Annotated in this window: 17 protein-coding genes; 7 read left to right on the top strand and 10 right to left on the bottom strand. The window is 67.3% G+C overall.

The window, feature by feature from the left end; translation table 11 throughout:
* Positions 1-20: 20 nt before the first annotated feature.
* Both OHA42_RS35955 and OHA42_RS35950 read right to left on the bottom strand, forming a co-directional pair.
* Entirely contained in the window at positions 21-227 is a 207-nt protein-coding gene (locus OHA42_RS35955; RefSeq protein WP_406232614.1) for a DUF397 domain-containing protein, read from the bottom strand.
* Positions 224-1,105, bottom strand: a complete 882-nt coding sequence (locus OHA42_RS35950; protein WP_406232612.1) for a helix-turn-helix domain-containing protein — start codon at positions 1,103-1,105, stop codon at positions 224-226. Before OHA42_RS35950 ends, OHA42_RS35955 begins: the two co-directional genes overlap by 4 nt.
* 411 nt (positions 1,106-1,516) lie before the next feature.
* Here OHA42_RS35950 and OHA42_RS35945 point away from each other — a divergent pair, with 411 nt between their 5' ends.
* Positions 1,517-1,840, top strand: a complete 324-nt coding sequence (locus tag OHA42_RS35945) for a hypothetical protein (protein ID WP_406232611.1) — start codon at positions 1,517-1,519, stop codon at positions 1,838-1,840.
* A gap of 306 nt (positions 1,841-2,146) precedes the next feature.
* Here OHA42_RS35945 and OHA42_RS35940 read toward each other — a convergent pair whose 3' ends face one another.
* The 4 genes from OHA42_RS35940 to OHA42_RS35925 form a co-directional block, all read right to left on the bottom strand.
* The gene (locus OHA42_RS35940; RefSeq protein WP_406232609.1) at positions 2,147-3,310 is read right to left on the bottom strand and encodes a VWA domain-containing protein; all 1,164 of its coding nucleotides are present in this window, start codon (positions 3,308-3,310) and stop codon (positions 2,147-2,149) included.
* Between the two features lie 310 nt (positions 3,311-3,620).
* Entirely contained in the window at positions 3,621-5,906 is a 2,286-nt protein-coding gene (locus OHA42_RS35935; protein WP_406239840.1) for a DUF5682 family protein, read from the bottom strand.
* Between the two features lie 311 nt (positions 5,907-6,217).
* Complete coding sequence (locus OHA42_RS35930; RefSeq protein WP_406232608.1) at positions 6,218-7,333, bottom strand: AAA family ATPase; 1,116 nt, start codon at positions 7,331-7,333, stop codon at positions 6,218-6,220.
* On the bottom strand, positions 7,330-10,251 hold the full coding sequence (locus tag OHA42_RS35925) for a DUF5691 domain-containing protein (protein WP_406232606.1): 2,922 nt from the start codon (positions 10,249-10,251) through the stop codon (positions 7,330-7,332). Before OHA42_RS35925 ends, OHA42_RS35930 begins: the two co-directional genes overlap by 4 nt.
* A gap of 444 nt (positions 10,252-10,695) precedes the next feature.
* Here OHA42_RS35925 and OHA42_RS35920 point away from each other — a divergent pair, with 444 nt between their 5' ends.
* The 4 genes from OHA42_RS35920 to OHA42_RS35905 all read left to right on the top strand — a co-directional run bounded on the left by OHA42_RS35920 (position 10,696) and on the right by OHA42_RS35905 (position 14,435).
* The gene (locus tag OHA42_RS35920) at positions 10,696-13,125 is read left to right on the top strand and encodes an AAA family ATPase (RefSeq protein ID WP_406232604.1); all 2,430 of its coding nucleotides are present in this window, start codon (positions 10,696-10,698) and stop codon (positions 13,123-13,125) included.
* On the top strand, positions 13,122-13,577 hold the full coding sequence (locus OHA42_RS35915) for a hypothetical protein (protein ID WP_406232602.1): 456 nt from the start codon (positions 13,122-13,124) through the stop codon (positions 13,575-13,577). Before OHA42_RS35920 ends, OHA42_RS35915 begins: the two co-directional genes overlap by 4 nt.
* Positions 13,578-13,752: 175 nt before the next feature.
* Positions 13,753-14,142 (top strand): YchJ family protein, encoded by a 390-nt coding sequence (locus OHA42_RS35910; protein ID WP_406232600.1) that lies wholly within the window; start codon positions 13,753-13,755, stop codon positions 14,140-14,142.
* 17 nt (positions 14,143-14,159) lie between these two features.
* A complete protein-coding gene (locus tag OHA42_RS35905; RefSeq protein ID WP_328405433.1) occupies positions 14,160-14,435 on the top strand; it encodes a SelT/SelW/SelH family protein in 276 nt (91 codons plus the stop codon).
* A 34-nt stretch (positions 14,436-14,469) separates the two neighbouring features.
* Here OHA42_RS35905 and OHA42_RS35900 read toward each other — a convergent pair whose 3' ends face one another.
* Entirely contained in the window at positions 14,470-14,697 is a 228-nt protein-coding gene (locus tag OHA42_RS35900) for a zinc ribbon domain-containing protein (RefSeq protein ID WP_406232597.1), read from the bottom strand.
* 153 nt (positions 14,698-14,850) lie between these two features.
* Here OHA42_RS35900 and OHA42_RS35895 point away from each other — a divergent pair, with 153 nt between their 5' ends.
* Positions 14,851-16,428, top strand: coding sequence for a carboxylesterase/lipase family protein (locus tag OHA42_RS35895; RefSeq protein WP_406232596.1), 1,578 nt, complete (start codon positions 14,851-14,853; stop codon positions 16,426-16,428).
* A 312-nt stretch (positions 16,429-16,740) separates the two neighbouring features.
* On the top strand, positions 16,741-17,466 hold the full coding sequence (locus OHA42_RS35890) for a response regulator transcription factor (protein ID WP_406232594.1): 726 nt from the start codon (positions 16,741-16,743) through the stop codon (positions 17,464-17,466).
* 43 nt (positions 17,467-17,509) lie between these two features.
* On the opposite strand, the gene OHA42_RS35885 is transcribed toward OHA42_RS35890, so the two are convergent.
* The 3 genes from OHA42_RS35885 to OHA42_RS35875 all read right to left on the bottom strand — a co-directional run bounded on the left by OHA42_RS35885 (position 17,510) and on the right by OHA42_RS35875 (position 21,208).
* Positions 17,510-18,739, bottom strand: coding sequence for a cytochrome P450 (locus OHA42_RS35885; RefSeq protein ID WP_406232592.1), 1,230 nt, complete (start codon positions 18,737-18,739; stop codon positions 17,510-17,512).
* 270 nt (positions 18,740-19,009) lie between these two features.
* A complete protein-coding gene (locus OHA42_RS35880) occupies positions 19,010-19,729 on the bottom strand; it encodes a TIGR03089 family protein (RefSeq protein ID WP_406232590.1) in 720 nt (239 codons plus the stop codon).
* Between the two features lie 3 nt (positions 19,730-19,732).
* Positions 19,733-21,208: an LCP family protein gene (locus tag OHA42_RS35875; protein ID WP_406232589.1), complete on the bottom strand. Its 1,476-nt coding sequence runs from the start codon at positions 21,206-21,208 to the stop codon at positions 19,733-19,735.
* Positions 21,209-21,342 lie beyond the last annotated feature (134 nt).

Genomic DNA, 21,342 nt, shown 5'->3' with positions numbered 1-21,342 from the left:
CTTACGTTGTGAGCGGAGGGTTAAGGGCGGTCGAACTCGCCGTCGTTCACGCCTGTGGTGAAGGCGTCCCACTCGCTGGGGGTGAATACCAGCGCTGCGCCGGCCGGATTCTTGGAGTCTCGGACGCCAACGTGACCGCCGTTGAGGAACGCCACCTCAACGCATTCTTGAGAGCCACTGCTGCGGCTGCTCTTGAACCACTGGGCCCCAGATAGATCGATGCTCACCCGGTCAACTCCTTTGCTATCTCAAGGATGAGTCGACGGCTGTCATCCTCATCCATTGCCACGCGCTGAACGTCAGCATAGGCGTTTCGGTATTGCTGTACCTCGTCTGCTTTCTCGAGGTACAGCGCGCCTGTGAAGCCCTGGATGTAGACGACCGGCGGCTCGGTAAGCTTCGCAGTTGGGTGCCGTGGAAAGTCCAATAGCACGAAAGGGCCGACCAGCAACCCTCGGTGTGTGCCTACTCCGGCGGGAACGATCCGTACCGATACATTCGCCAACTGCTGTCCGATCTCGGCAAGATGATGGAGCTGAGCCGCCATCACCGAAGGACCTCCGATCGGGCGATGCAGCGGCAATTCATCCAGAACAACCTGGACAGCAATCGGATTCGTGTCGTTGCTCAACCGCGCTTGTCGTCGAGATGCCAGCTCGATTCGACGTTCCACCTCCCCAGTCTCCATGTTGGGAAACTCCGCCCGGATCACCTCTCGTCTGTATTCGGGGATCTGCAGCAGTCCAGGCAACAGGTTCGTGTGATAGGAACTGAATCGCTCGGCAGCATCCTCCAGTCCGACGTACAGATCGAAGTGCTTCGGGATCGCATCCCCGTATGCGTGCCACCAACCTTTGCCCTGCGCTTCCTCTGTTAGGCCGAGTAGTACCTGAGTCTTCTCCGGTGTCGCACCATAGACCTGGCACAGCCGCTCGATGTCGATGAACCGCAGCCTGACCGGCTGCCCCGTCTCCATGCGCCAAATCGTCTGTTTGCCAACGGAGATAGCTGCTTTGGCTACGTCCATGGTGATGCCCGCGTTCTCTCGCAGGCCGTGCAGTTCGCGACCGAGCAGTCGCCTGGGAAGTGTGGAACCGGTTGCCATCCTTGCCCCTCCAAGAATTCGGTTGTCGATTGGAACCACACTGACATCTCTGATGGAACTTCATGGGTTTTTGCTGGAAAGTTCCTGTTGATATGTGGCCTTCCCGGGGTGGGGGTGGTGTGCTGGTTGTGCGCCCGGGATGACTCTCCCTTCCCCTTCGTCAGGAGTTGTCAGGGGCCGGGCGCACCCAGCCGCAGGCGAATCCCGGAGGTCGGCAGATGCCGAATAGTGAGCTTCCGCAACGAGACCCGTTCACCGGGCCACCAACCGCATACGTCGGCGTGACGGCCGAGCTGGTCGAGCGCTTCGCGTACGCCCTACGTGAGTGGGCGGAGCAGCCGTGCTCGCCGAATCGTCCCGGTGCCGGGGTGCGGCGTCCCCCGGCATCGGGCGCACGAACAGGGAGGCGCGGTGATGCGCCGAGAACGGTTGCGCACCAGCGAATCACCCGATGGCCGGAAGGTTGCCACCTGGCGGCTAGTGCGTTCGGGGGCTCGCATCCTGCGGGTTCAGGATCGGGCCGATGCTTCCCCTGCCTATCGGTGGCCGGGCCGGGAACCGTTGCCTCTGGGAGCGCCGGGTTTGGTGTTATTCGACGAGCTGGCGCCGCCGGATCTGGCGACGGTTCGAGAAGCCTTCCCCGGCTGCCTCGATCTGTGGAACGCGGTGCGTGAGGATTTCTGGCACGCTCTACTCGACACGTCCGATCTGCCTGCCTCGGGTACGAAGGGCTAGCCGGATGTTCGAAATCCATTCCCGGCGAGCGGAACTTGTTCCGTCGGTAGCGGCACTACTCGCCCTTTTTCACGAGGACACTCCTCACAAGCTCGCCCTCGCCTCCGACGACAGCCCCGCGATACTTCATCATGCGGACGGCACCTTCTACCAAGTCGGCGAAGACGGCTGGCCTACGGCTGTCACATGACTGCGGCAACATCGAGAGTCCGCCGCCGCTATGTGCCGCTCGGCAAGGACAACCGAACGAGACTTGGCCGCCGCCACCTCGAGGAGGCGCTCGGTGTTGTTCCGGGCGTGGGGGAGTCAGGGTTGGCCCGCGTTGGTGTTGGCCCAGGATTGGATGTCGCCTCGGTCGAGGGCCAATGCCAGGAGGTCGGGGAATTTGTTGGGCGTGCAGGCGAAGGCGGGTACGCCCAGCGCGGCCAGGGCGGCGGCGTTGTCATGGTCGAAGGCGGGGGCTCCTTCATCCGAAAGGGCCAGCAGGACTACTACCTGGACGCCGGATTCCTTCATGGCGTTGACGCGGCGGAGCATTTCGTTGCGGATGCCGCCTTCGTAGAGGTCGGAGATGAGGACGAAGAGGGTGTCTGCGGGGCGGGTGATGAGTGACTGGGAGTAGGCGATGGCGCGGTTGATGTCGGTGCCGCCGCCGAGCTGGGTGCCGAACAGGACGTCTACGGGGTCGGCGAGTTGTTCGGTGAGGTCGACGACTTCGGTGTCGAAGACGACCAGGGACGTCTTCAGCGCGCGCATCGAAGCGAGGACCGCGCCGAACACCGATGCGTAGACCACGCTCGAGGCCATCGAGCCGGATTGGTCGATGGCCAGCACCACATCACGGCGCACCGCCTGGGCTTTGCGGCCGTAGCCGACGAGGCGTTCGGGCACCACGGTGCGGTGTTCGGGCAGGTAGTGCGCGAGGTTCTTGCGGATGGTCCGGTCCCAGTCGATATCGCGCAGGCGTGGGCGGCCGATGCGGGCGGCGCGGTTCAGCGCGCCGGAGACGGCCGCGAGCGTGTGAGCGGCGATGCGCTGCTCGATCTCGCGGACGACCTTCTCCACCACCATGCGCGCTGTCGCCTTGGTGGTTTCGGGCATCACGCCATTGAGACTCAGCAGCGTGCCGACGAGGTGGACGTCGGGCTCGACTGCTTCCAGCAGCTCGGGTTCCAGCAGCAGTTGGGTCAGGTTCAGCCGGTCGACCGCGTCGCGCTGCATGACCTCCACGACCGTGGACGGGAAATAGGTGCGGATGTCCCCGAGCCAGCGAGCGACTTTCGGCGCCGAGCCGCCGAGGCCCGCCGCACGTTTACCGGACGACGTGGTGTCGTCGGTGTTGTAGAGGGCCGACAATGCTGCGTCCATCGCCTGGTCATCGCCGGACCCGAGGCCGCCGAGGCTCGGTTCGGCAGTGGTGCCGAGCACCAAACGCCAACGCCGGGAGTGTGTTTCATCGATGTCGTTCATCCAGTTACTCCGGGGAAGTCGATGGTCCGCATTTGTCTGGTCACGTAGTTCGAAGTGCTGGTGCCCGAGCCGGAGGTGTTCGCGCGACGGACATACCGCTGCGAGGGTTCATCCGGCGGCTTCACGATGGTTCTGGTGTCGCTCGCGGCTCGGGTCTTGTGGGCGGTCGTTGGGGTGTGGCCCGTGGTTTGGGTGGGTTGGGTGCTGGGAATGGTGCTTCGGGTGTTGCGAGCGGGCCGGGTTCTGCGAGGGGTGATTCGGGCGGCGCGAGTGAGGCACGTGCCCTGAGATCGTTGTGGTGCTGAGGTTTTCATCCGGCGACCCCCAGAATCTCGGCGACCGTGTTCATGGCGATCAGCCCCCGGTTCACGTCGAAGGATGTGCTGTCGGAGTTGTCGGTGCGGAGTGCGCCGCCGTCGCGGACGGCCTGGCCGATGGCACGTCGTTCTCCCGATTCGAAAGCGCCGAAGGTGCGGCGCAGCAGGGGGAGTGTCTCGACGAACTGGTCGTCGCCGAGTTCGCGCAGCCAATCGTCGATGAGGCGCAGCAACTCTCGGTCGTGGACGAGCAAGAGACCGCGTCCACCGAGAAAACCGTCGATCCAGGCGGCCTTCGCAGCGGCGGTGTTACCGATCGACAGTGCGGCGGAAAGCCTGCGCGCGGACTCTGTTTCATCGATGATGCCCGCGTCGCAGAGTAGCCGGACCGCGCGGCCCACCAGCGCGCCGTGGACATCGTCGCGGTCGGCGAGGCGGCGCAGCGCCGCGAGCCACTCCTTGGTGGCCCAGCCGTCGTCCCTGGTGTGGATGGCGGTGTGGGCTGCGTCGAGGAGGCTGCGCAGTTGCTCGGCGGCGTCGGCGTCCAGCCCGGTGACGGCGCCGGGGAGGCCCGCACAGATGCGCACCAGCAGACCATCGGCGACGTGGACGAGCGCCTTGGTGTCGGTGCCGCGCACATCGCCGTAACGCAGGGTGCGGACCAGACCTGGCAGGGCGGCGAGCAGGTGGCTCACGTCGTGGTCCAGTGCCGCAACCGATTCCAGTCGGGAGATGAGGCCGTCGGTGGCGCCGCCGAGGTCGGCCAGCAGTGCCGTTTCCAGCGCGGCGGTGAGGTCGGCGACGGTGCTGCCGTCGCGGTTGGCCAGATCGAGGATCTTCGACTCGGCGGCGGTGCGGATGGTGGTGCCCCAGCGGGAGGCCTCGATGATCGAGACCGCGAACTCCGGCCGCCATTCCAGTGTCCAGGTTTCCCGGAAGGTGCCGGTGCTGCGCACCTCCCCGGCGGTCGGTGTGCCCCAACCGATGCCGAGCAGGCGCAGCCGATGCAGCAGCCGGGAACGATCGACCTCCCGTTCTTTGCGCAGGTCCAGATCGAGGGTCCGCGACACGGCCTCCTGCTTCATGCGCAGTGTTCTGATCTTGGCCCGCAGATCGGCGTCGAGCGGCACGGTGGGCGTGCCCTCCGGCACGGCGCCGAGCGCCTCGCCGACGACGAGTTCGGCGGCGATCAATCGGACCATCGTCTCCTCGCCCGCGCACATCACCGAACGCACCGCCTCGGTGACCTCGGAAAGGCCGGCAAGCGGACGATCACGCAGCACGGCCAGAGTCTCGGCCAGCCGGACGGCTTCGATGATGTGCGCACTCGAGACCGGCAGATCATGCGCCCGCAGCACCCCGGCCACCTTGGTGAGCCACCGGGCGATGGGCTGCTCGGTCTGCGTGAACAGATGGTGATACCAGCCCGGCGAGGTAATGCCCGCGCCATAGCCGGACGCCGAGGCCAGCCGCGAATGCGTCCACGGCACCCAGGTCACGGTGGCCTTCACCTTCGGCAACCCCTTGAGCAGCCGCATATCCGCTGCCGCCGGTCCGAGCTTGCCGACCAACGCGGGCGCATGCCACGCACCGCAGACCACCGCGAGCCGTTGCGCTCCGTCCTTGAGCGCCTTGCGCATCGTCTGCCGCATGTACGCCTCACGCCGCAGGGTGTGCTCGTCGATCGCGACCGGCACTCGTGGCGCGATCTCCGATTCGACAGCAACCGAGCCGCTTTCGGGTGCGCCGTCTTCGGTCGGTTGTCCGTTGTAGTCGGTCCGGGCACCGAGCGTTCCTGCGGCGGGTGCATCGCGGATTGCCCCCATCGCTTCCGTGATCGCGTCGAAAGCGGTGGAGTCGGCTGCCGATTCGACCACCGCATCCCACCAGCGTTCGGCGTCGTCGTATCCAGCAGCCGCGGCCAACTCGGCGAGTGGGTCGATGTGATCACCGGGTTCGTCGTCGCGGGCGAGCACGGTGGTAGCGGGCAGGTCGCAGAACCGCACGGCCACACCGTGTTCCACCGCATACCGCAGCGCCTGCCACTCCGGAGAGAACACCGCATACGGCCAGAACGCCGCCTTCGCCGGCGTGTCCGGCACATAGGCGAGCAGCGCCACCGGCGGTGCCATCCCGTCCGCGGCGACATAACCGACCAGCGGATCGGCATCCGCAGGACCTTCGATCAGGATCGCATCGGGCCGGAATGCCTCCAACGCCGCGCGCAGCGACTTGGCCGAACCCGGCCCGTGATGGCGGATGCCGAATACTCGGGTCACTGGTCCGTCGCTGACCTGCGATGCGTCGCCGCCCTGCGCGTTCGTGTCCGTGTGTCCGTTGGTGTCAGTGCCTGGATACGTCTGGATCACGGTGCTACCCCTTGTTTCCGTGCCGCGCCGGCCGGGCTGTGCGCACCGATTTCGTGCGGTTGCCCGCATGCGCGGATGCATCCCGTGTGGCTTGTGGTTTCCGGGTGTGTATCGGTGTCGACGTATGTGTGAGTCACCCTGCTACCTCGGGTCGAATATCTCTGTCCGTGTGCACATCCCGGCCGTCGCAGCACCGAGCTGCGCCGATTCGGCGGTGTGGCTCACCCGTTCACGTCGCGGCAGGCGCGGTAGAAATCGGACCAGTCGGGGCGTTCGCGGACGACGGCTTCCAGGTATTCGGTCCAGACGACGGCGTCGGAGACCGGGTCCTTGATCACCGAGCCGAGGACGGCGCCCGCGATGTCGGAGGCGCGCAGGACGCCGTCGCCGAAGTGTGCGGACAGGGCGATGCCGTTGGTGATGACCGAGATTGCTTCGGCGGTGGACAGGGTGCCCGACGGGGACTTGAGCTTGGTACGGCCGTCGGCGGTGATGCCGGAGCGCAGTTCCCGGAAGATGCGTACGACGCGGCGCACTTCCTCGGCGGCGGCGGGAATGGTGGGCAGTTCCAGCGCGGAGCCGAGTTGTTCCACGCGACGGGTGACGATGGCGACCTCGTCGTCTTCGCTGGCAGGCAGCGGCAGCACCACGGTATTGAAGCGGCGGCGCAGCGCCGAGGACAGGTCGTTGACGCCGCGGTCGCGGTCATTGGCGGTGGCGATGACGTTGAAGCCCTTGGCGGCTTGCACCTCGGTGCCGAGTTCGGGGACCGGCAGCGTCTTCTCCGACAGCACGGTGATCAGCGCGTCCTGCACATCAGAGGGGATACGGGTGAGCTCTTCGATGCGGGCGATCGCGCCGCGACTCATCGCGGTCATCACCGGCGAAGCCACCATCGCGCCTTCGCTCGGCCCTTCTGCCAGCAGTCGCGCGTAGTTCCAGCCGTAGCGGATCGCTTCTTCCGCGGTGCCGGAGGTGCCCTGCACCAGCAGCGTCGACTCGCCGCAGATAGCAGCCGAAAGATGTTCCGACACCCAGGTTTTGGCGGTGCCGGGCACACCGAGCAGCAGCAGCGCCCGGTCGGTTGCCAGGGTGGCCACCGCGACCTCCATGAGTCGGCGCGGGCCGACGTACTTCGGAGTGATCACGGTGCCGTCGTCGAGCGTGCCACCGAGCAGATAGGTGACCACCGCCCAGGGCGAGAGCCGCCACGAGGGCGGGCGCTGGCGGTCGTCGATGGCGGTCAGCGCCCGCAGTTCGTGGGCGTATGCCTGTTCGGCGTGGGGGCGCAACAGGTCCGGTGTGGTGTCTTCGGTGGACACGGTGGTGGTGGTCACTGCAACTCCTCGAGCATCATCGAGCGGTGGTTGAGGTCGTGGGCGAGTTGGTTGAAGGCCTGCTCCCAGGCGGGGTCGTCGCAACGGCGGGCCACCACGGTGACCGCAGCGGCCGCGACGAGCGGCAGGTGTGCGGCTGCTGCGGAGAGCAGCGACCGGTGTGCGCTCGGCGTCGCGCCGTGTGCGCCGGGGCGGTTGGTCCCCGGCGGCTGGTACGCGGCGCGCGCACGCTCGAACAGCAGCAGAATCAGATGCTGGGCCAACGGTTCCGGCCACGGGTGCCCCATAGCGGGCAACAGTGCCTCGATCTCCGAGAGCCACGATCCGTCCAGTTGCAGCAGGTGCGTGGTCCGGTCGGCGAGCGGCAGCAGCGCGAAGAGCTCACGGCGGCGCAGCATGGCGAGATCGGACGGCACGCCGGCGTTGAACAGGCCACGGGCCCACGCCGGATCGTGCTGCGCCAGTGTGGCATCGACCCAGCCGTCGAAGACCGGCTGCCGAAACCGGTCGGCGATGCCGGCCTGCGTCACCTGCTCCGGCGTGGCCGGATTATTCGGCGTACCCAGCGCCGCCGCCCAGTGCGTCAGCGGCGTCGCGGCGACGAGCTGGCGGACGCGGCCCGCGGTCACGTCGGGTCCGCCTCCCCACCGGTAGGTGAACTCCACCGTACGGTCGGCGATGCCGTCCCGGTGATCCGCGGTGTCGAGTGCGTCGGGCAACTCGATGGTGAGATGCGCACGGAGCGAGCCGTTTTCGGCAGGCGCCCAGATTGTGTTCAACCATTGGGTCGCGCGCCGCGTCATCCGATGGGCGAACGCCGAGTCGGGCAGCAGGGTGAGCAGTCCGGCGGCGGTGCGCCGGACGTCGGCGCGGCGATCGTCCAACGCCGTCTCGAGCAGCGCCTCGTCGGCCGCCGAAATCCCCTCGGCGAGGACGGCGAGCAACTCCGCTTTCAGCGGGCCGGATTCCTTCGGCCACGCCGCGGTCAGCGCCGCCAGCGCGGCGGCCGCGTCGCGGCGGCGCAGATCGGTGAGCCAGTCCCGCCGCTCGGGCGGCCTGCCGAACTGCCATACCTCCGCAGCCGGAGTTGTCACACTGTGCCGCAACATGTTTCGCCACTCTGGATGCTGTATCGCCAACCAGCGACCGCGCGCACCGGCCAGGCGCAAAAGGGGTTCGCGCAGCTCGGCGTTCGTTTTCGCGTGTTCCAGTAATAGTCCGCACAGTGCATCGGGGGCGCGGTAGTTGTACGGCGCGGCCGCGGCGAACCATTCCGCCAGAAACGGTGACCGGTCGGCCACCATGCGCGACAGCCGGGAGGCCGCAAGCCTCGGCAGTACTCGCCGGGTGTCGTCCTCGGCGGGTTCGGGCGGGGTTGCGGTGCCCGCTGCCACCCCGCCGCGCGCGAAAGTGTCACGCAGTGCGGCAGATTCGAGCAGCAGCAGTGCAGGCTCGGAGCGCAGCTCGGCCGCCACGGCCGCGACCGGTGGATCGAGCCGGGCCGGGTCCGGGGCCCGACGCGCGGTGCCCAGCAAGGCGACCGAGGTCAGGTCTGCGGCGTTCGGCGACTGCGTGGCAGCCGAATTCCTGACGCTGCGGGCGGTGAGTCCCTGGCCGCTCACGTCGACGATTTCGCCCGCGGTGAACGCCGAGATCGGGACAAGGCCATCGGCAGTCCACTCCGCGGCAAGTGTCACCGGATGACCGCCGGACACGCCGAGTAGCCGCCACGGCTGCTCGATCGGCACAACCGGTACCGCAGCACCGCCGGATTCCGCTATATACCAACCATTTTCGGTGGGTACCGGTACGACGTCGGTGAGCAGGATCGGCCACGACCGCAGCCACGGATCCGCGCCGAGCGCCCGCGCGTGCGCATCGAGCGCGGCGGTGATGCTGCCGGCTTCGGCTGCGATCGGGAAGGTGGTGAATGGTTCTGCGGCGCCGTGCCGTTCGCCCCACAGTGCGCGCAGTGGCGCGGCCCCCGGGTAGTAGTGCAGGTGCGCGTCGGCCATCATGCCGGGGGCGGGCACCTCCGCGGAGAAGCTCGGTGTGCCGAAGGAGTGCTCGACGAGCAGCGCCCAGCGCCGGCTTTCCCTGCCGTACAGCCAGCTTCGCCGCGTGTAGAGCCGTTCCTCCTCGCTGGTGCGGACGCCGAGCACCATCCAGCGGTCGCGAACAGCAGGCTCGTCGCGCACGCTCTCGGCCGGTGCGGGATAGCCGATGTGGGAGCGGATGCTCGCCGCCAATGCGGGCGACATGTCGTCGATGCGACGATGCGCGGCGACAAGCAGGTGTAGCCGCGCGAATTCACGCAGGACAAGGTCCGGCCAATCCGCGCTGGTCACCACCGTGGCAGGCAGTTGCCGCAGCGCCGAGGCGATACCGGGCGCCTGCGCGTCGACCATCCGTGCGGCGATCGCCTCGAACGCCCCGAAGGACCGATCGCTCTGGGCGAGCCCGGTGCGTACCTGATCGCCGAGCCAGATATCGAGTTCCTCCAGCCCCGCGGTCACCCGCACCCGTCGCTGCTCGGCCGTGGCCGGATTCGGCGTGCGCGCGACGGTTTCACCAGCAGGTTTCGCCGCAGCGCGAGTGGCGCGGCCGGTGATCCAGTCGGCGGCGAAATCGGCGATCTGCGCTGCCTCTTCGACGGACCCGCCCGACCAGCTCAGCAGCAGCGACAGCGCGTGTTTGCACGGGAACTTGCGACTGGGACACGAGCACTTGTACGCCGGACCGGCGAGATCGACGATCGTTTGATACGGCTTGGCGCCGCTGCCCTTACAGAGGCCCCACAGCGCGGTGTCGTGATACCCCGCGCCGTGCCAGCGTCCGGCGAGCTTGCGTGCGGCCGACAGCGAGCTCGCGTCCGGTGCCAGCGCGCTGACCTGTTCCTCGGTCCACGGTGCTGTCATCGGGCGGCTCCCGCTCGGCTCTGCGTCATGTGTTCCCCCGTTTCTCGGTTGACCGGATTTCTACCGCAGCCCACCGACAAGTGCCGCGCTACCCACGGGTTTTGCCTGGAAATCGCTGTGCAGTCGGAAAATTCGAGACAAATGTGCCTTGCCTTACCGGTCGGTTTCTGTCATTCTGTTCTGTTCGGCTCGACCGAGCCACCCGCATCGGGTGAGACACCATCGAGCTGCCCGCCGGGGTTGGCGAGGGGTGGACATCGAGCGCATTCCCCTGACGCTCGATGGCCATACCATCCCCGCGGGCAGGTTCGAGCCCCTACCAGCACATTCGGACCGTGCGGTGGGCGAATTCGACACGATCGGGTAGCGTTTCGCACAGCTTTCGACAGTGACGCCGGGCCCTGGGGTCGCCAGGACGCCGTTCCGTGGTGGAGGGGGTTTCGCATGCGCACGGATCCCGATGCCGACCCGACGACGGAATCGGTGCCGCGTCTCACCGCGGTGGTTGCCCGCAGGCTTGCTGCCGATCCCACGGTCACCGCCGATGTGGCGCACGCGGTCTTGCAGGCGCTCGGCACCGAGTCTCCCGACCGCACAACGGAGTTCGATGATTCGGGGATATTCCTGCGCGCGATCCGGGTGCGTGGCTTCCGCGGCATCGGACCCGAGGTATCGCTGAAGCTGCCGCCGGGTCCCGGTTTGACCCTGGTCGTCGGACGTAACGGCAGCGGCAAATCCAGCTTCGCCGAGGCCGCAGAGCTGGCGCTGACCGGCGGCAATCGCCGCTGGGAGGGCAGGTCTGCCGCATGGCGGGAGGGCTGGCGCAATCTGCACGAGTCCGACTCCACGCGCATCGAGCTGGAATTGCTCACCACGGGAAGCGATTCCGAGCTGACCATTGCCAAGGAATGGACACCGGAGGCGGGCCTCGGCGCGGCGCGCTGGACCGAACAGCGACCACCAGGCCCGCCAACGGAATTCGATACCGACCGCTGGTCCGGACTGCTCGACCTGTACCGCCCTTTCCTGTCCTACAGCGAGCTCGGTGCGCTGGTCGACGGCAAACCCAGCGACCTCTTCGACGCGCTGCACCAGCTGCTCGGCCTCGACGAACTGACCATGGCGCAGGAGCGGATTCGCACCCGCCGGCTGGAATTCGAACGCGTGGTACGGGATTCGCGGCAGCAGCGGCTCGGGCTGGTCGCCACGCTCGAGTCGGTGGCCGACGATCGCGCGATCCGGCTCGCAGGTCTGCTGCGCCCCACGCAACCGGATCTCACCGCGATCGGCCGTGCGGTATTCGGTTCCGCCGACGATCCGTCCGGACCCGCGGGCCTGCGCGCGATCGTGCGACTGGCCATCCCGTCCAACGCCGAGGTCGAGGCGGTGGCCAAGCGCCTGGAGCAATGCGCGGCCGTGCTGGCTCGCGATTCCACCGCGGACGCCGAAGCCGATCTGCGGGTGCTCGAGCTGCTGCGCAAAGCCCGCGATCATGTTGCCGCCGGTGGTAGCTGCGCGTGCCCGGTGTGCGGCCGCGGGGAGTTGGACGGCGCATGGTCGCGTGCCGCCGATGATTCGATCGCCGCGCTGACCGCACGTGTCGATGCGCTCGCCACCGCGCGTGCCGATCTGCGCCGAGCCGTGCGTGCGGCGCGGGCATTACCGCAACATGTTCCCGCGGAACTGGATTTCGACCCCGGCTACCCGCCCACCGTGGACACCACAGCGGTGCGCAGTGCCTGGTCGCAGTGGTCCGCGCTGAGCTCGGCCGAGTACACCGCTGAGCTGCCCGACCAGTTGCGTTGTGCGCATGCGCGGCTCGTCGACGAACTCGATCTGCTGCAACAGGGCACCCGCAAGGAACTGAGCCGGATCGACGAAGTGTGGTCGCCGCTGGTGCCCCGCCTCGTCGGCTGGTTGGACGGAGCTCGGCGGGTGGCCGCGCAGGCGGGCGTCCTGCGCACGGTCCGGCGGGCCGAGGACTGGCTCAAGTCCGCGACCGCGGGGTTGCGCGGCGAACGCATGGCGCCGCTGGAGACGACGGCGCGCTGGGTCTGGCACACGCTACGGCAGCAGAGCAATGTGGAGCTCGGCGCAATCACGTTGCAGGGCAATGCCGGAACCGCGCGGCGAGTGCTGCTCGATGTCACCGTCGACGACGTCGACGGCGCGGCGCTCGGCGTGATGAGCCAGGGCGAGCTGCATGCGCTGGGGTTGTCACTGTTCCTGCCGCGCGCGACCGTCGAACAGAGTCCGTTCCGTTTCGTCATGATCGACGACCCGGTGCAGGCGATGGACCCGGCGAAGGTGGACGGGCTGGCCAGGGTGCTCGCCGTCGTCGCGTGGACGCGCCAGGTGATCGTGTTCACCCACGACGAGCGGCTGGCCGAGGCCGTCCGCCGCATGCAGTTGGACGCCTGTGTGCTCGAGGTGCAGCGGCGCGAGCGTTCGGTGATCGAGGTCAGGATGGCAAGCGACCCGGTGCGCCGCTACCTCGATGACGCGCGCTCGCTGGCCAAGACCCCGCAGCTGCCGCAGGCGATCGCCGATGAACTCGTCGCCACCTGCTGCCGCTCCGCGGTGGAGGCGGCCAGCCTGGCGCGGGCCAGGCGCAATCTGCTTGCCGAAGGCATGGATCATCGCGAGGTGGAGCGCTACATCGAGGGCGCGCAGACCACCCGCGCGATGGTCGCGCTCGCGGTGATGGGCGTGTCCGGGCGCGTCGACGATCTGAACAAACACCTTGCCCGCGAAGGTAAATGGGTGGTGGACGCACTGCGCGACGCGACTGCGGGCGCGCACGTGCCGATCGGCCGCAGTATGCGCGATCTGATCGCCGACACCGAGAAGTTCGTCGCCTGGTTACGCGCATGAGTGCAGAACACAGGCCGCGGCGGAGGCCGGGGCGTCGCGGTCCTGCGCGTCGATCGGGTGCGGGCCGTCCGCGCGCGCTGCCACGGCCGACCGTTGCCGAACGATTCGATGCCGTCGACCGACTGCTCGACGGGTCGGTGACCGACGCCGACGGGCTGTGGTCGCGCGCGACGGTGTGGATCCTGCGCCTGGCCCTCGAGCAGTGCGTCGACGAATTATGGGCGCGGGTCGCTCCGGAGCTGGCGCGTTGCCCGATGCGCGCGCAGCTCCTGGCATTGCGCGCATTCGCGGGCTCCGAGACGGCCGCGCAGGTCGCGACGGTATGGGCGGCGCTGTCGCGTGCCGCCCACCACTACGACTACGAGCTCGCGCCCAGCGTCACCGACCTGCGCCGCTGGCGCGAGCAGACCGCGGCGATCGCCGCCGCGCTTGCCACTGCCGAAGTGCGCTGAGGTGTGGGCGGCCTCACTCGAACAAGCCGATGATGCTGCTCGGTCGCAAAACGCAATTGCAGGCAATGGCCGAACCGATGCTCAGCACGTTCGACACAGTCAGGGGTCGGGACACCTCCGGCCCTTTCGGGGGCCCGGAGTGATATCGAGTTCTCCGGGCTTGCACGATGGGGGGATGGGTAAGACCGAGGTGTGTCCGTGCCAGCGCGGCGAGCCGTTCGAGCAGTGCTGTGGTCCGGTGCTTGCGGGGCAGCGGCCTGCGGCGACTGCCGAGGCGTTGATGCGGTCGAGGTACACCGCGTTCGCGATCGGTGACACCGAATATCTTCGGCGCTCATGGCATTCGAGCACCCGGCCCGCGGATCTCGAGCTCGATCCCGGGCAGCGGTGGCTATTCCTGGAGATCGTGCGCACCGAGCGCGGCGGTCCGTTCGACGATGTCGGCACCGTCGAGTTCATCGCGCACTATCGGGCCGACGGCGCCCGCGGATCGTTGCACGAGGTCAGCAGGTTCCGCAGGGAGGACGGCGCCTGGGTCTACCTGGACGGTGTCATCGAACCATGACCGGTAGCGTGCCCCTCATGGCACGAGTCGCGATCGAATACTGCACCCAGTGCCGCTGGCTGCTGCGGGCGAGCTGGATGGCACAGGAACTGCTGAGCACCTTCGAAACAGCCCTCGGCGAGGTTGCGCTGATCCCGGGATCGGGCGGTGTCTTCCGGATCACCGTGGACGGCGAGCAGGTGTGGGAGCGCAAGGCCGACGGCGGGTTCCCCGATATCGCCGTGCTCAAGCAACGGGTGCGCGACCGGGTCGAGCCGGATCGTGATCTCGGCCACGCCGACAAGCGCGACTGAGCTCGGCCCCGCCGCGGCTCGAGCCGAACGCAGGTCAGGCGCAGCAGCCGCCACCGCAGCAGCCGCCGCCCGAAGGACGCGGCGCCGCAGCAGGCTGCGGTGTGCCGCCGCCACCCCGGCTGACCGTGGCAAACGTGGTGAGCAGCTTGACCGTGTCGTGGTGACCGTGCGGGCAGGTGGCCGGATTCGAGGACTCCGCCATCGGGCGATTCACGTCGAAGGTGTCGCCACAGCTGCGGCACCGGAAGCTGTAACTCGGCATCGCTCCAGCGTAGCGTCCCGCAACCGTTAGCTGCGTCTTGCCCGCCGCGCTCGCGGCGTGGACGTACTCTCGAAGCAGAGATCACGAAGAACCGGACCGGGCGGAGCGAATTCGCAGCATTCCGACCGGGGTCGTGAGCAGGAGGTGCGGACGATGAGCACTCAGTTCGAGACGGAACCGAGCTCGGATGTGGAAGGCGCCGCGCCTGTCGCACGAACAACGTCGGGACACGTGCGCGGTCACTGGGACGGCCGGGTCGCCGTCTGGCGCAGCATCCCGTACGCGGCCCCTGTCACGGGGCCGGACCGGTTTCGGCCGCCGATGCCGCCGCAGCCGTGGGACGGGATTCGGGATTGCGTGACATTCGGGGATATCGCCCCGCAGACCATCGGCCCCATGGTTCCCGTCGATTCGGAACTTCGGATGGGCGAGGATTGCCTCTGGCTGAATGTCTGGGCGCCGCCGCACGCCACCGAATCAGGTGAACCACGGCCGGTGCTGGTGTGGCTGCACGGCGGTGCGTACTGCCTCGGCACCGCGGCGCAGGGCATCTACGACGGCCGCAAGCTGGCCGAAACCGGTGACGTGGTGGTGGTCGGCGTCAATTACCGGCTCGGCGCACTCGGGTTTCTCGATCTGTCCTCGCTGTCGGACGCCTTCACCCCCAACCTCGGTCTGCACGATCAGATCGCGGCACTGGAATGGGTGCGCGACAATATCGCCGGATTCGGCGGCGACCCCGACAATGTGACGCTGTTCGGTGAGTCGTCGGGGGCCGGGTGTGTGACGGCGCTGCTGACCTCGCCGCGTTCGGCCGGCTTGTTCCACAAGGCCATTGCGCAAAGTCCGCCCGCGACAACGGTATTCGGACACGAGCGGGCCGCAGGCGTCGCGCAGCGGTTCCTGGAACTGCTGGAATTGCCCGAATCGAGAGTGGGTGAACTGCTCGAATGCCCGCTCGAACGGATCGTGAGTGCGGCGGGCGTGCTGCTCGACGAGATCCCGCTGAAAGAGCCGGGCAGGCTGGCCGCGGCCCCCGTCGTCGACGGCGACCTGCTCCCCACCTACCCGATCGACCGTTTCCAGCACGGGCGTTCACACCGGATGCCGCTGATGATCGGGACCAACAAAGACGAGGCCTCGCTGTTTCGGGTGTTCCGTTCGCCGATCATGCCGGTGACGCCGGATGCGGTGAACGCCATGCTGCGCGATGTCGCCGCCAATCACCCGGAGATGTCGCACGAGCGGATCGCCGAAATCACCTCGGCCTACCCTGATCTCGACAAGACCCGCGGTGCGCTCGCCATGTCCACCGACGCGGCGTTCCGGATGCCCGCCCACTGGGTGGCCGATGCGCATGCCCAGCACTCACCGACCTGGATGTACCGCTTCGACCATGCGACGCCGATGTTGAAGGCTGCACGCGTCGGCGCAGGCCATGCCACCGAATTACCTTACGTCTTCGGCAATTTCGGTACCTTCAACCACGACCCGACCTTCTGGCTGGGCGGCCGCAAGGTGGCCACCGAGGTATCGGGCCGGATGATGCGCCGTTGGCTGGCCTTCGCCACACACGGCGTTCCCGCCGCGCTGGACGGCTCGAAACACTGGCCGCCCTACCGCCTGTCGAACCGCACCACCCTGCTGATCGACGCCATCGATCGCGTGGTGGACAACCCCGACCGCGACCTACACACCGCGTGGGGCGAGCAGGCCGTCGGTTTCAGCTGAGCTCCCCGATCCGCGGATTGCCGCAACGACCGAGGTCATCGGCTACCCCTGAGCGGACCGGCACGGCCATCGAAGGACTCTTGTTGCGCTGCTATGGAACCGATCTGTGGTTCGTTGCGTCCATACGTGTAGCTGAACCAGATCCCAAGAGGTGCCGCGGTCGTGACCGGCTGACGCAGCCTCGCAGGCGAACGGTGCTGCACACGGGCCGGCCGCACCGAGAACCCGGCCGGTACCTCGACCGAACCGAGTGGGGGATTTCTTGTGAACGGGACGCAACCGAGTCAGGCTGTTGGTGGAAGGGCGGCGCGTGTGGCCCTCGCGCATCCGGGCCTGCACGAGTACCTGGACTCCGCGAATGAGCTGTGGGGACAGCTCTTCGCGCCTACCTTCCGAATCGAGTTCGCGGACTACGACGAATTGGTCTCGCGCAGTGACATTTCCGGCGCGATCATCATGCTCCCGGTCAACGCGGAGTACGAGGCCGAAAGCTTGCATAAGGTTCGGGCGCAGCATGCGATGGGCCTCATCGTCGCGGTCACCGACGACGTCACCGGTCATTCGACGTACTCCGCGATCCGCTTCGGTGCCGACTTCGTGATCAACGTCGCGATACCGGGCGAGCGGCAGGCGGGGATGCTTCGGGCGCAGTTGGGCGAGTTCACGCACTCGGCCAGGATCGACACGCGTCCGGCGTTGCTCGGCGCGGTCACCGACCACAGCGTGAGCAGCCGTGGGCAGCACGCCGAGCCGCGGCGCGACGATGCACCTGAGGCCGGAGACCTGCCTCCACTGGGGATCTCGGTCGGCCGGAGCGCGTTGACCGAATTCGACATCAGATTGCTGAGGATGCTGCGAACGTCGATGACCGTCGCCGAGATCGCGCGGGCCAACTACCTGTCGGAACGCTCGATCTATCGGCGCATCCGCAATCTTTACAACGCGCTCGGCGTGGTGAGCCGCACCGAGCTGATCAGGTCGACAGGCGGGGAATATTCGGCCGAGCGGTCTGTAGAACAGATGGAAGCTCTCCGGTAGAGAAGGACGGTGTCTCCCGATCTCATCGATCGGAAGACACGCTTTAGACGGTCGTCGGTTCCTGGGCGGGAGTGCTCGCGCGGCGGCCGAGGCGGACCGGCATTCGCTCATACCCATGCAGGGTGAACAGGTTCCGGCGTCGGGGTCGGCCGTCGAGGGCGAGGTCGGGGAAACAGTCGAACAGTGATTGCAGAGCGTAGACGGCCTCCATTCGGGCCAGGCTCGCGCCGAGGCAGGCGTGCATGCCGCTGCTGAAGGTGAGGTGCTCCTTGGCGTTCGAGCGGGCGACGTCGAAGGCCGCGGGGTCGGTGAAGACTGCGGGGTCGCGGTTGGCGCCTGCCAGTGAAAGGACGATGGTGCTGCCTTGCCGAATCGCGACGCCGTCGAGTTCTACGTCGCACAGGGCGGTGCGAGCCGTTGTCTGCACCGGAGCGTCGATGCGCAGGACCTCTTCGATGGCGTTGGGCCACAGTTCCGGTTCGGCGCGCAGCCGGTCGAGCTGTTCGGGGTGACTGACCAGTTGCACGACACCGTTGCCGATAAGGTTGACCGTGGTTTCGAAACCGGCGCCCATCAGCAGGCTGGCGGTCGCCTTCAGCTCGAAGGTATCCAGTTCACCGGCGGTGACCAGGTTGCTGAGGATGTCGTCACCCGGTTCGCGGCGTAGCCGTTCGATGTGGTCGTCGAGGTAGGAGTTCATGACGTCCATCGCGACCACCCCGCGGTGGAACGCGCGCCAGGAGATGCCGACGTCGAGCAGTGGCGTCGCCTTGTCGCCCCAGTCGAGGAAGAGCTTGCGGTCGCGGTCGGGGAATCCGAGCATTTCGGAGATGATCGCGATGGGAACCTGTGCGGCAAAAGATTCGATCAGGTCGGCCGAGCCGCCGGAGGGTAGCGCGCCGAGCAGTTCCTCGGTGACGGTTTCGACGCGCTCACGCAGCTTGCGGATGGCCCGCGGGGTGAAGGCCGAGGAGACCGGACGGCGCATCGCCGTGTGCTGCGGCGGATCGATCACCAGCATCGATGGCGGCTCGACCGGGCTCGGCGGCATCGGGAAGCGATCCGCGATCAGCTGGAGCGGCTTGGGGATATTGAAGCTTTCGGTGGTTCGCACACCGAAACGGGTGTCCCGCAGAATGGCTCGGCACAGATCGTGGTCGAAGGCGGCCCACGCGATCGGGGTGGGCAGCAGCCTGCTCGGTCCGTGCGTCACCTGCGCGCGCAGGTGCTCGATGAGTGGATAGGGGTCGTCGAGACCGCTGGGTCCACCCATCAGCTGAGCGAATGGATCACCGCGCCATGCCTGTGTTCGCAAGGCCAACCGGGGGGCGCCCTGCACTGATAACCAACGCAACCAATACTGCGGCTTCATTCTCACCAACCCCGTCGTTGTGCGATATATCCACCGTACGGATTCGAGTGCGGTTGTGGAACGTCCTGTGGTCGGATAGGCGGCCTATACCGTGGTAGGAGACGCCACCTCCACGCCTGGACCGATTATCCCAGCGAACGACGACATTCCTCCGGTGAATGCCGGATTCGATCAGCGTCGAACGGTAACCCGTTCGGATGCCACGCGCCGGTCGTGCTGGGCCGGGTCCGGGTTGACCACCTGCACCAGCGAGGCGCCCACTGCCAGCACCGAGATCAGTCCGTCGATCAGTTCCGCGGGTGTATCCCACGACGCACTCGACAGCACCCGGTCGCCCTCGGAAAACCCTTGCAGCAGTGCGGATTTCTTCGCTTCGGCCAGAACCTCGGACACCGGCATGCCATCCAGCGCCACGCCCGCTCCGCGCGGGTGGAACTGGTCACCGTGGACGCGCACCGAGGTGGCGAAATCGGTGATGCCGATCGGCAGATCGCGAACGGGCATGCCGAACGCATCCAGCGACAGCGCGGCAACCTCGGCGACACCGTCGGTTTCGTCGAGTCGCTCGGCGGTGGCCAGGGCCAGATCGGCGTCGGGATCGGGCCCCAACACCACCTCGGCACCGGCCCACCAGCAGCCGAGCAGGACCGCGGCGGTCTGCCAGTGCGCGGGCAGCAATACCGCGACCCTGGCGCCGGGACTCAGGCCGAACTCGTCGCGAATCAGGTTGGCGGTCTTGGCTGCCCAGTTCGCAAGCGTCAGCCCGGACAGCTCGATCCTGGCGCCGGTGGCGTCGTTGTAATAGGTGATGCGTGGACCCGCGGGTTCGCGTTCGAGGATCGGATCGAGCACCGCCTCGGTGAGGGTCAGCGTCTTGGTTTTGTCACGCATGGTTCAGTTCACGCATTTCGGTCCTGTCTGGCCTGCGTCGATCGGTGGGGCGGGCGGGACCGGTGTTGCGGTGGCCGCCGACGTCCCGGAGATGTCGAACATGCTGCTCGCAGCCGAGCCCGGACCAGAATAGTCGCTCGCCAGCACGACGCTGACCGATTCCGGTGACAACGACGGATCGGCGACCACTGTGAGCCCACCGAGCGCTTTCGCCACCGCCTGGGCTTTCGGGTCCGCGGTGCTCGTGGCAAGCACCCGGCTGCTGGTCACGCTCGGGCCGGTGTAGTTGCCCACCAGACCCTCATGAAAGCCCTTGGTGGTCAATGCCTCTGCCACCTGGCCGGCGAGTCCACCGATGCTGCTGGCGTTGAACACGCTGACGCTCACGGTGCTCGGGTCGATCGTCGATTCGGCGGGCTGCTCGGTCTTGCCGTCGACCAGCGACGCCACATAGGTCTTGACGGCCTTGGGGTCGACGCGGACCACCGATTCGCCGTCGCTGGTCATGCTGTTCAGATCGGTGACCGGCACCGTCTCGAACTTCACCTGGCCACCCGAAAGATCCTGTAGCTGTTGGAGAAACGCGAGCACATCCCAGTTGTCGTCCAAGACGACGGCCCGCCCCACGGCACCGCTGAGTTGCTGGAGTTTGCCCGGATTGGCCAGCGTTTTCGCGGTGAGTACCTGCTTGACCAACTGCGCCATGAAGACCTGCTGGCGCACGATCCGATCCAGGTCACCGCGCGGCAGATCGTGGCGCTGGCGCACGAAACCGAGGGCCTGCGGGCCGTCGAGCCGCTGGCGGCCCGCCGGGAAGTCGGCGCCGGACATCCATTCGTCGACCGGGTTGTTCAGGCACACCTCGACACCACCGACCGCGTCGGTGAGCAGCACGAAGCCGAGCAGGCTCACTTCGGCGTAATGGTCGACGGTGATCCCGGTGAGGTTGGCCACCGACTTGATCAGTGCCTGGCGGCCGGCTTGGGTGGACTGTTTTTCCGCGTCGGCCTCGGAAACACCCTGATTGCTCAGCTTCAGCCGCTCGGTTTCCTTGGTCTCGCCGTAGGCGGAGTTGATTTTGCCCATGCCGAGGCCGGGGATGTCGACGTAGGAATCGCGGGGGATAGAGATGGCGGTGGCGGAGCGCCCGTCGTTCGGGACGCGCATCAGCACAATGGTGTCGGTATTGGTGCCCACCTCGTTCCCCGCGTGCAACATCGCACGTTCGGCGCTGCTCAACGGGTTTCCGTGCGCGTCGGTGCGGCTGTCCACACCGACGAGCAGGATGTCGACGGCGCCGTCGCGGCCACCGCCGAGGCCGAGGTTGCCGATGCGTTCGATCTGCGAGATCAGGGAATCGACGCTGTGCCAGGCGAATCCGGTGATGACAAGGACCAATACCGCACCCGCCGCGATGAATACGCGCAGCGGACCGGACGCGACCGGTCCGGCATCAGCGCCGGATAGTCGCGATCGCACCGACGTCCTGCTCCGCTGCGACAACTCTGCATCCTCTCGCCTGACTCAGGTTCTCTGCTGGCAGCGCCAGACCGCCCCTACTCCGGTAAGTCCCCCGTACCCGTCCATCAAGGCTAACCAACGGTTACCGCGGC

It is taken from the genome of Nocardia sp. NBC_01009, assembly GCF_045208035.1.
Classification (GTDB): domain Bacteria; phylum Actinomycetota; class Actinomycetes; order Mycobacteriales; family Mycobacteriaceae; genus Nocardia.
Note: the sequence above shows the minus strand (reverse complement) of the source record. Positions and strands in the feature narration are given on the sequence as shown.

Coding starts and splice junctions, on each gene's coding strand:
- OHA42_RS35920 (WP_406232604.1), top strand. CDS start 10,696: ATGCGCACGGATCCCGATGCCGACCCGACGACGGAATCGGTGCCGCGT.
- OHA42_RS35910 (WP_406232600.1), top strand. CDS start 13,753: ATGGGTAAGACCGAGGTGTGTCCGTGCCAGCGCGGCGAGCCGTTCGAG.
- OHA42_RS35885 (WP_406232592.1), bottom strand. CDS start 18,739: ATGGGTGGACCCAGCGGTCTCGACGACCCCTATCCACTCATCGAGCAC.
- OHA42_RS35895 (WP_406232596.1), top strand. CDS start 14,851: ATGAGCACTCAGTTCGAGACGGAACCGAGCTCGGATGTGGAAGGCGCC.
- OHA42_RS35880 (WP_406232590.1), bottom strand. CDS start 19,729: ATGCGTGACAAAACCAAGACGCTGACCCTCACCGAGGCGGTGCTCGAT.
- OHA42_RS35905 (WP_328405433.1), top strand. CDS start 14,160: ATGGCACGAGTCGCGATCGAATACTGCACCCAGTGCCGCTGGCTGCTG.
- OHA42_RS35940 (WP_406232609.1), bottom strand. CDS start 3,310: ATGAACGACATCGATGAAACACACTCCCGGCGTTGGCGTTTGGTGCTC.
- OHA42_RS35925 (WP_406232606.1), bottom strand. CDS start 10,251: ATGACAGCACCGTGGACCGAGGAACAGGTCAGCGCGCTGGCACCGGAC.
- OHA42_RS35915 (WP_406232602.1), top strand. CDS start 13,122: ATGAGTGCAGAACACAGGCCGCGGCGGAGGCCGGGGCGTCGCGGTCCT.
- OHA42_RS35900 (WP_406232597.1), bottom strand. CDS start 14,697: ATGCCGAGTTACAGCTTCCGGTGCCGCAGCTGTGGCGACACCTTCGAC.
- OHA42_RS35950 (WP_406232612.1), bottom strand. CDS start 1,105: ATGGCAACCGGTTCCACACTTCCCAGGCGACTGCTCGGTCGCGAACTG.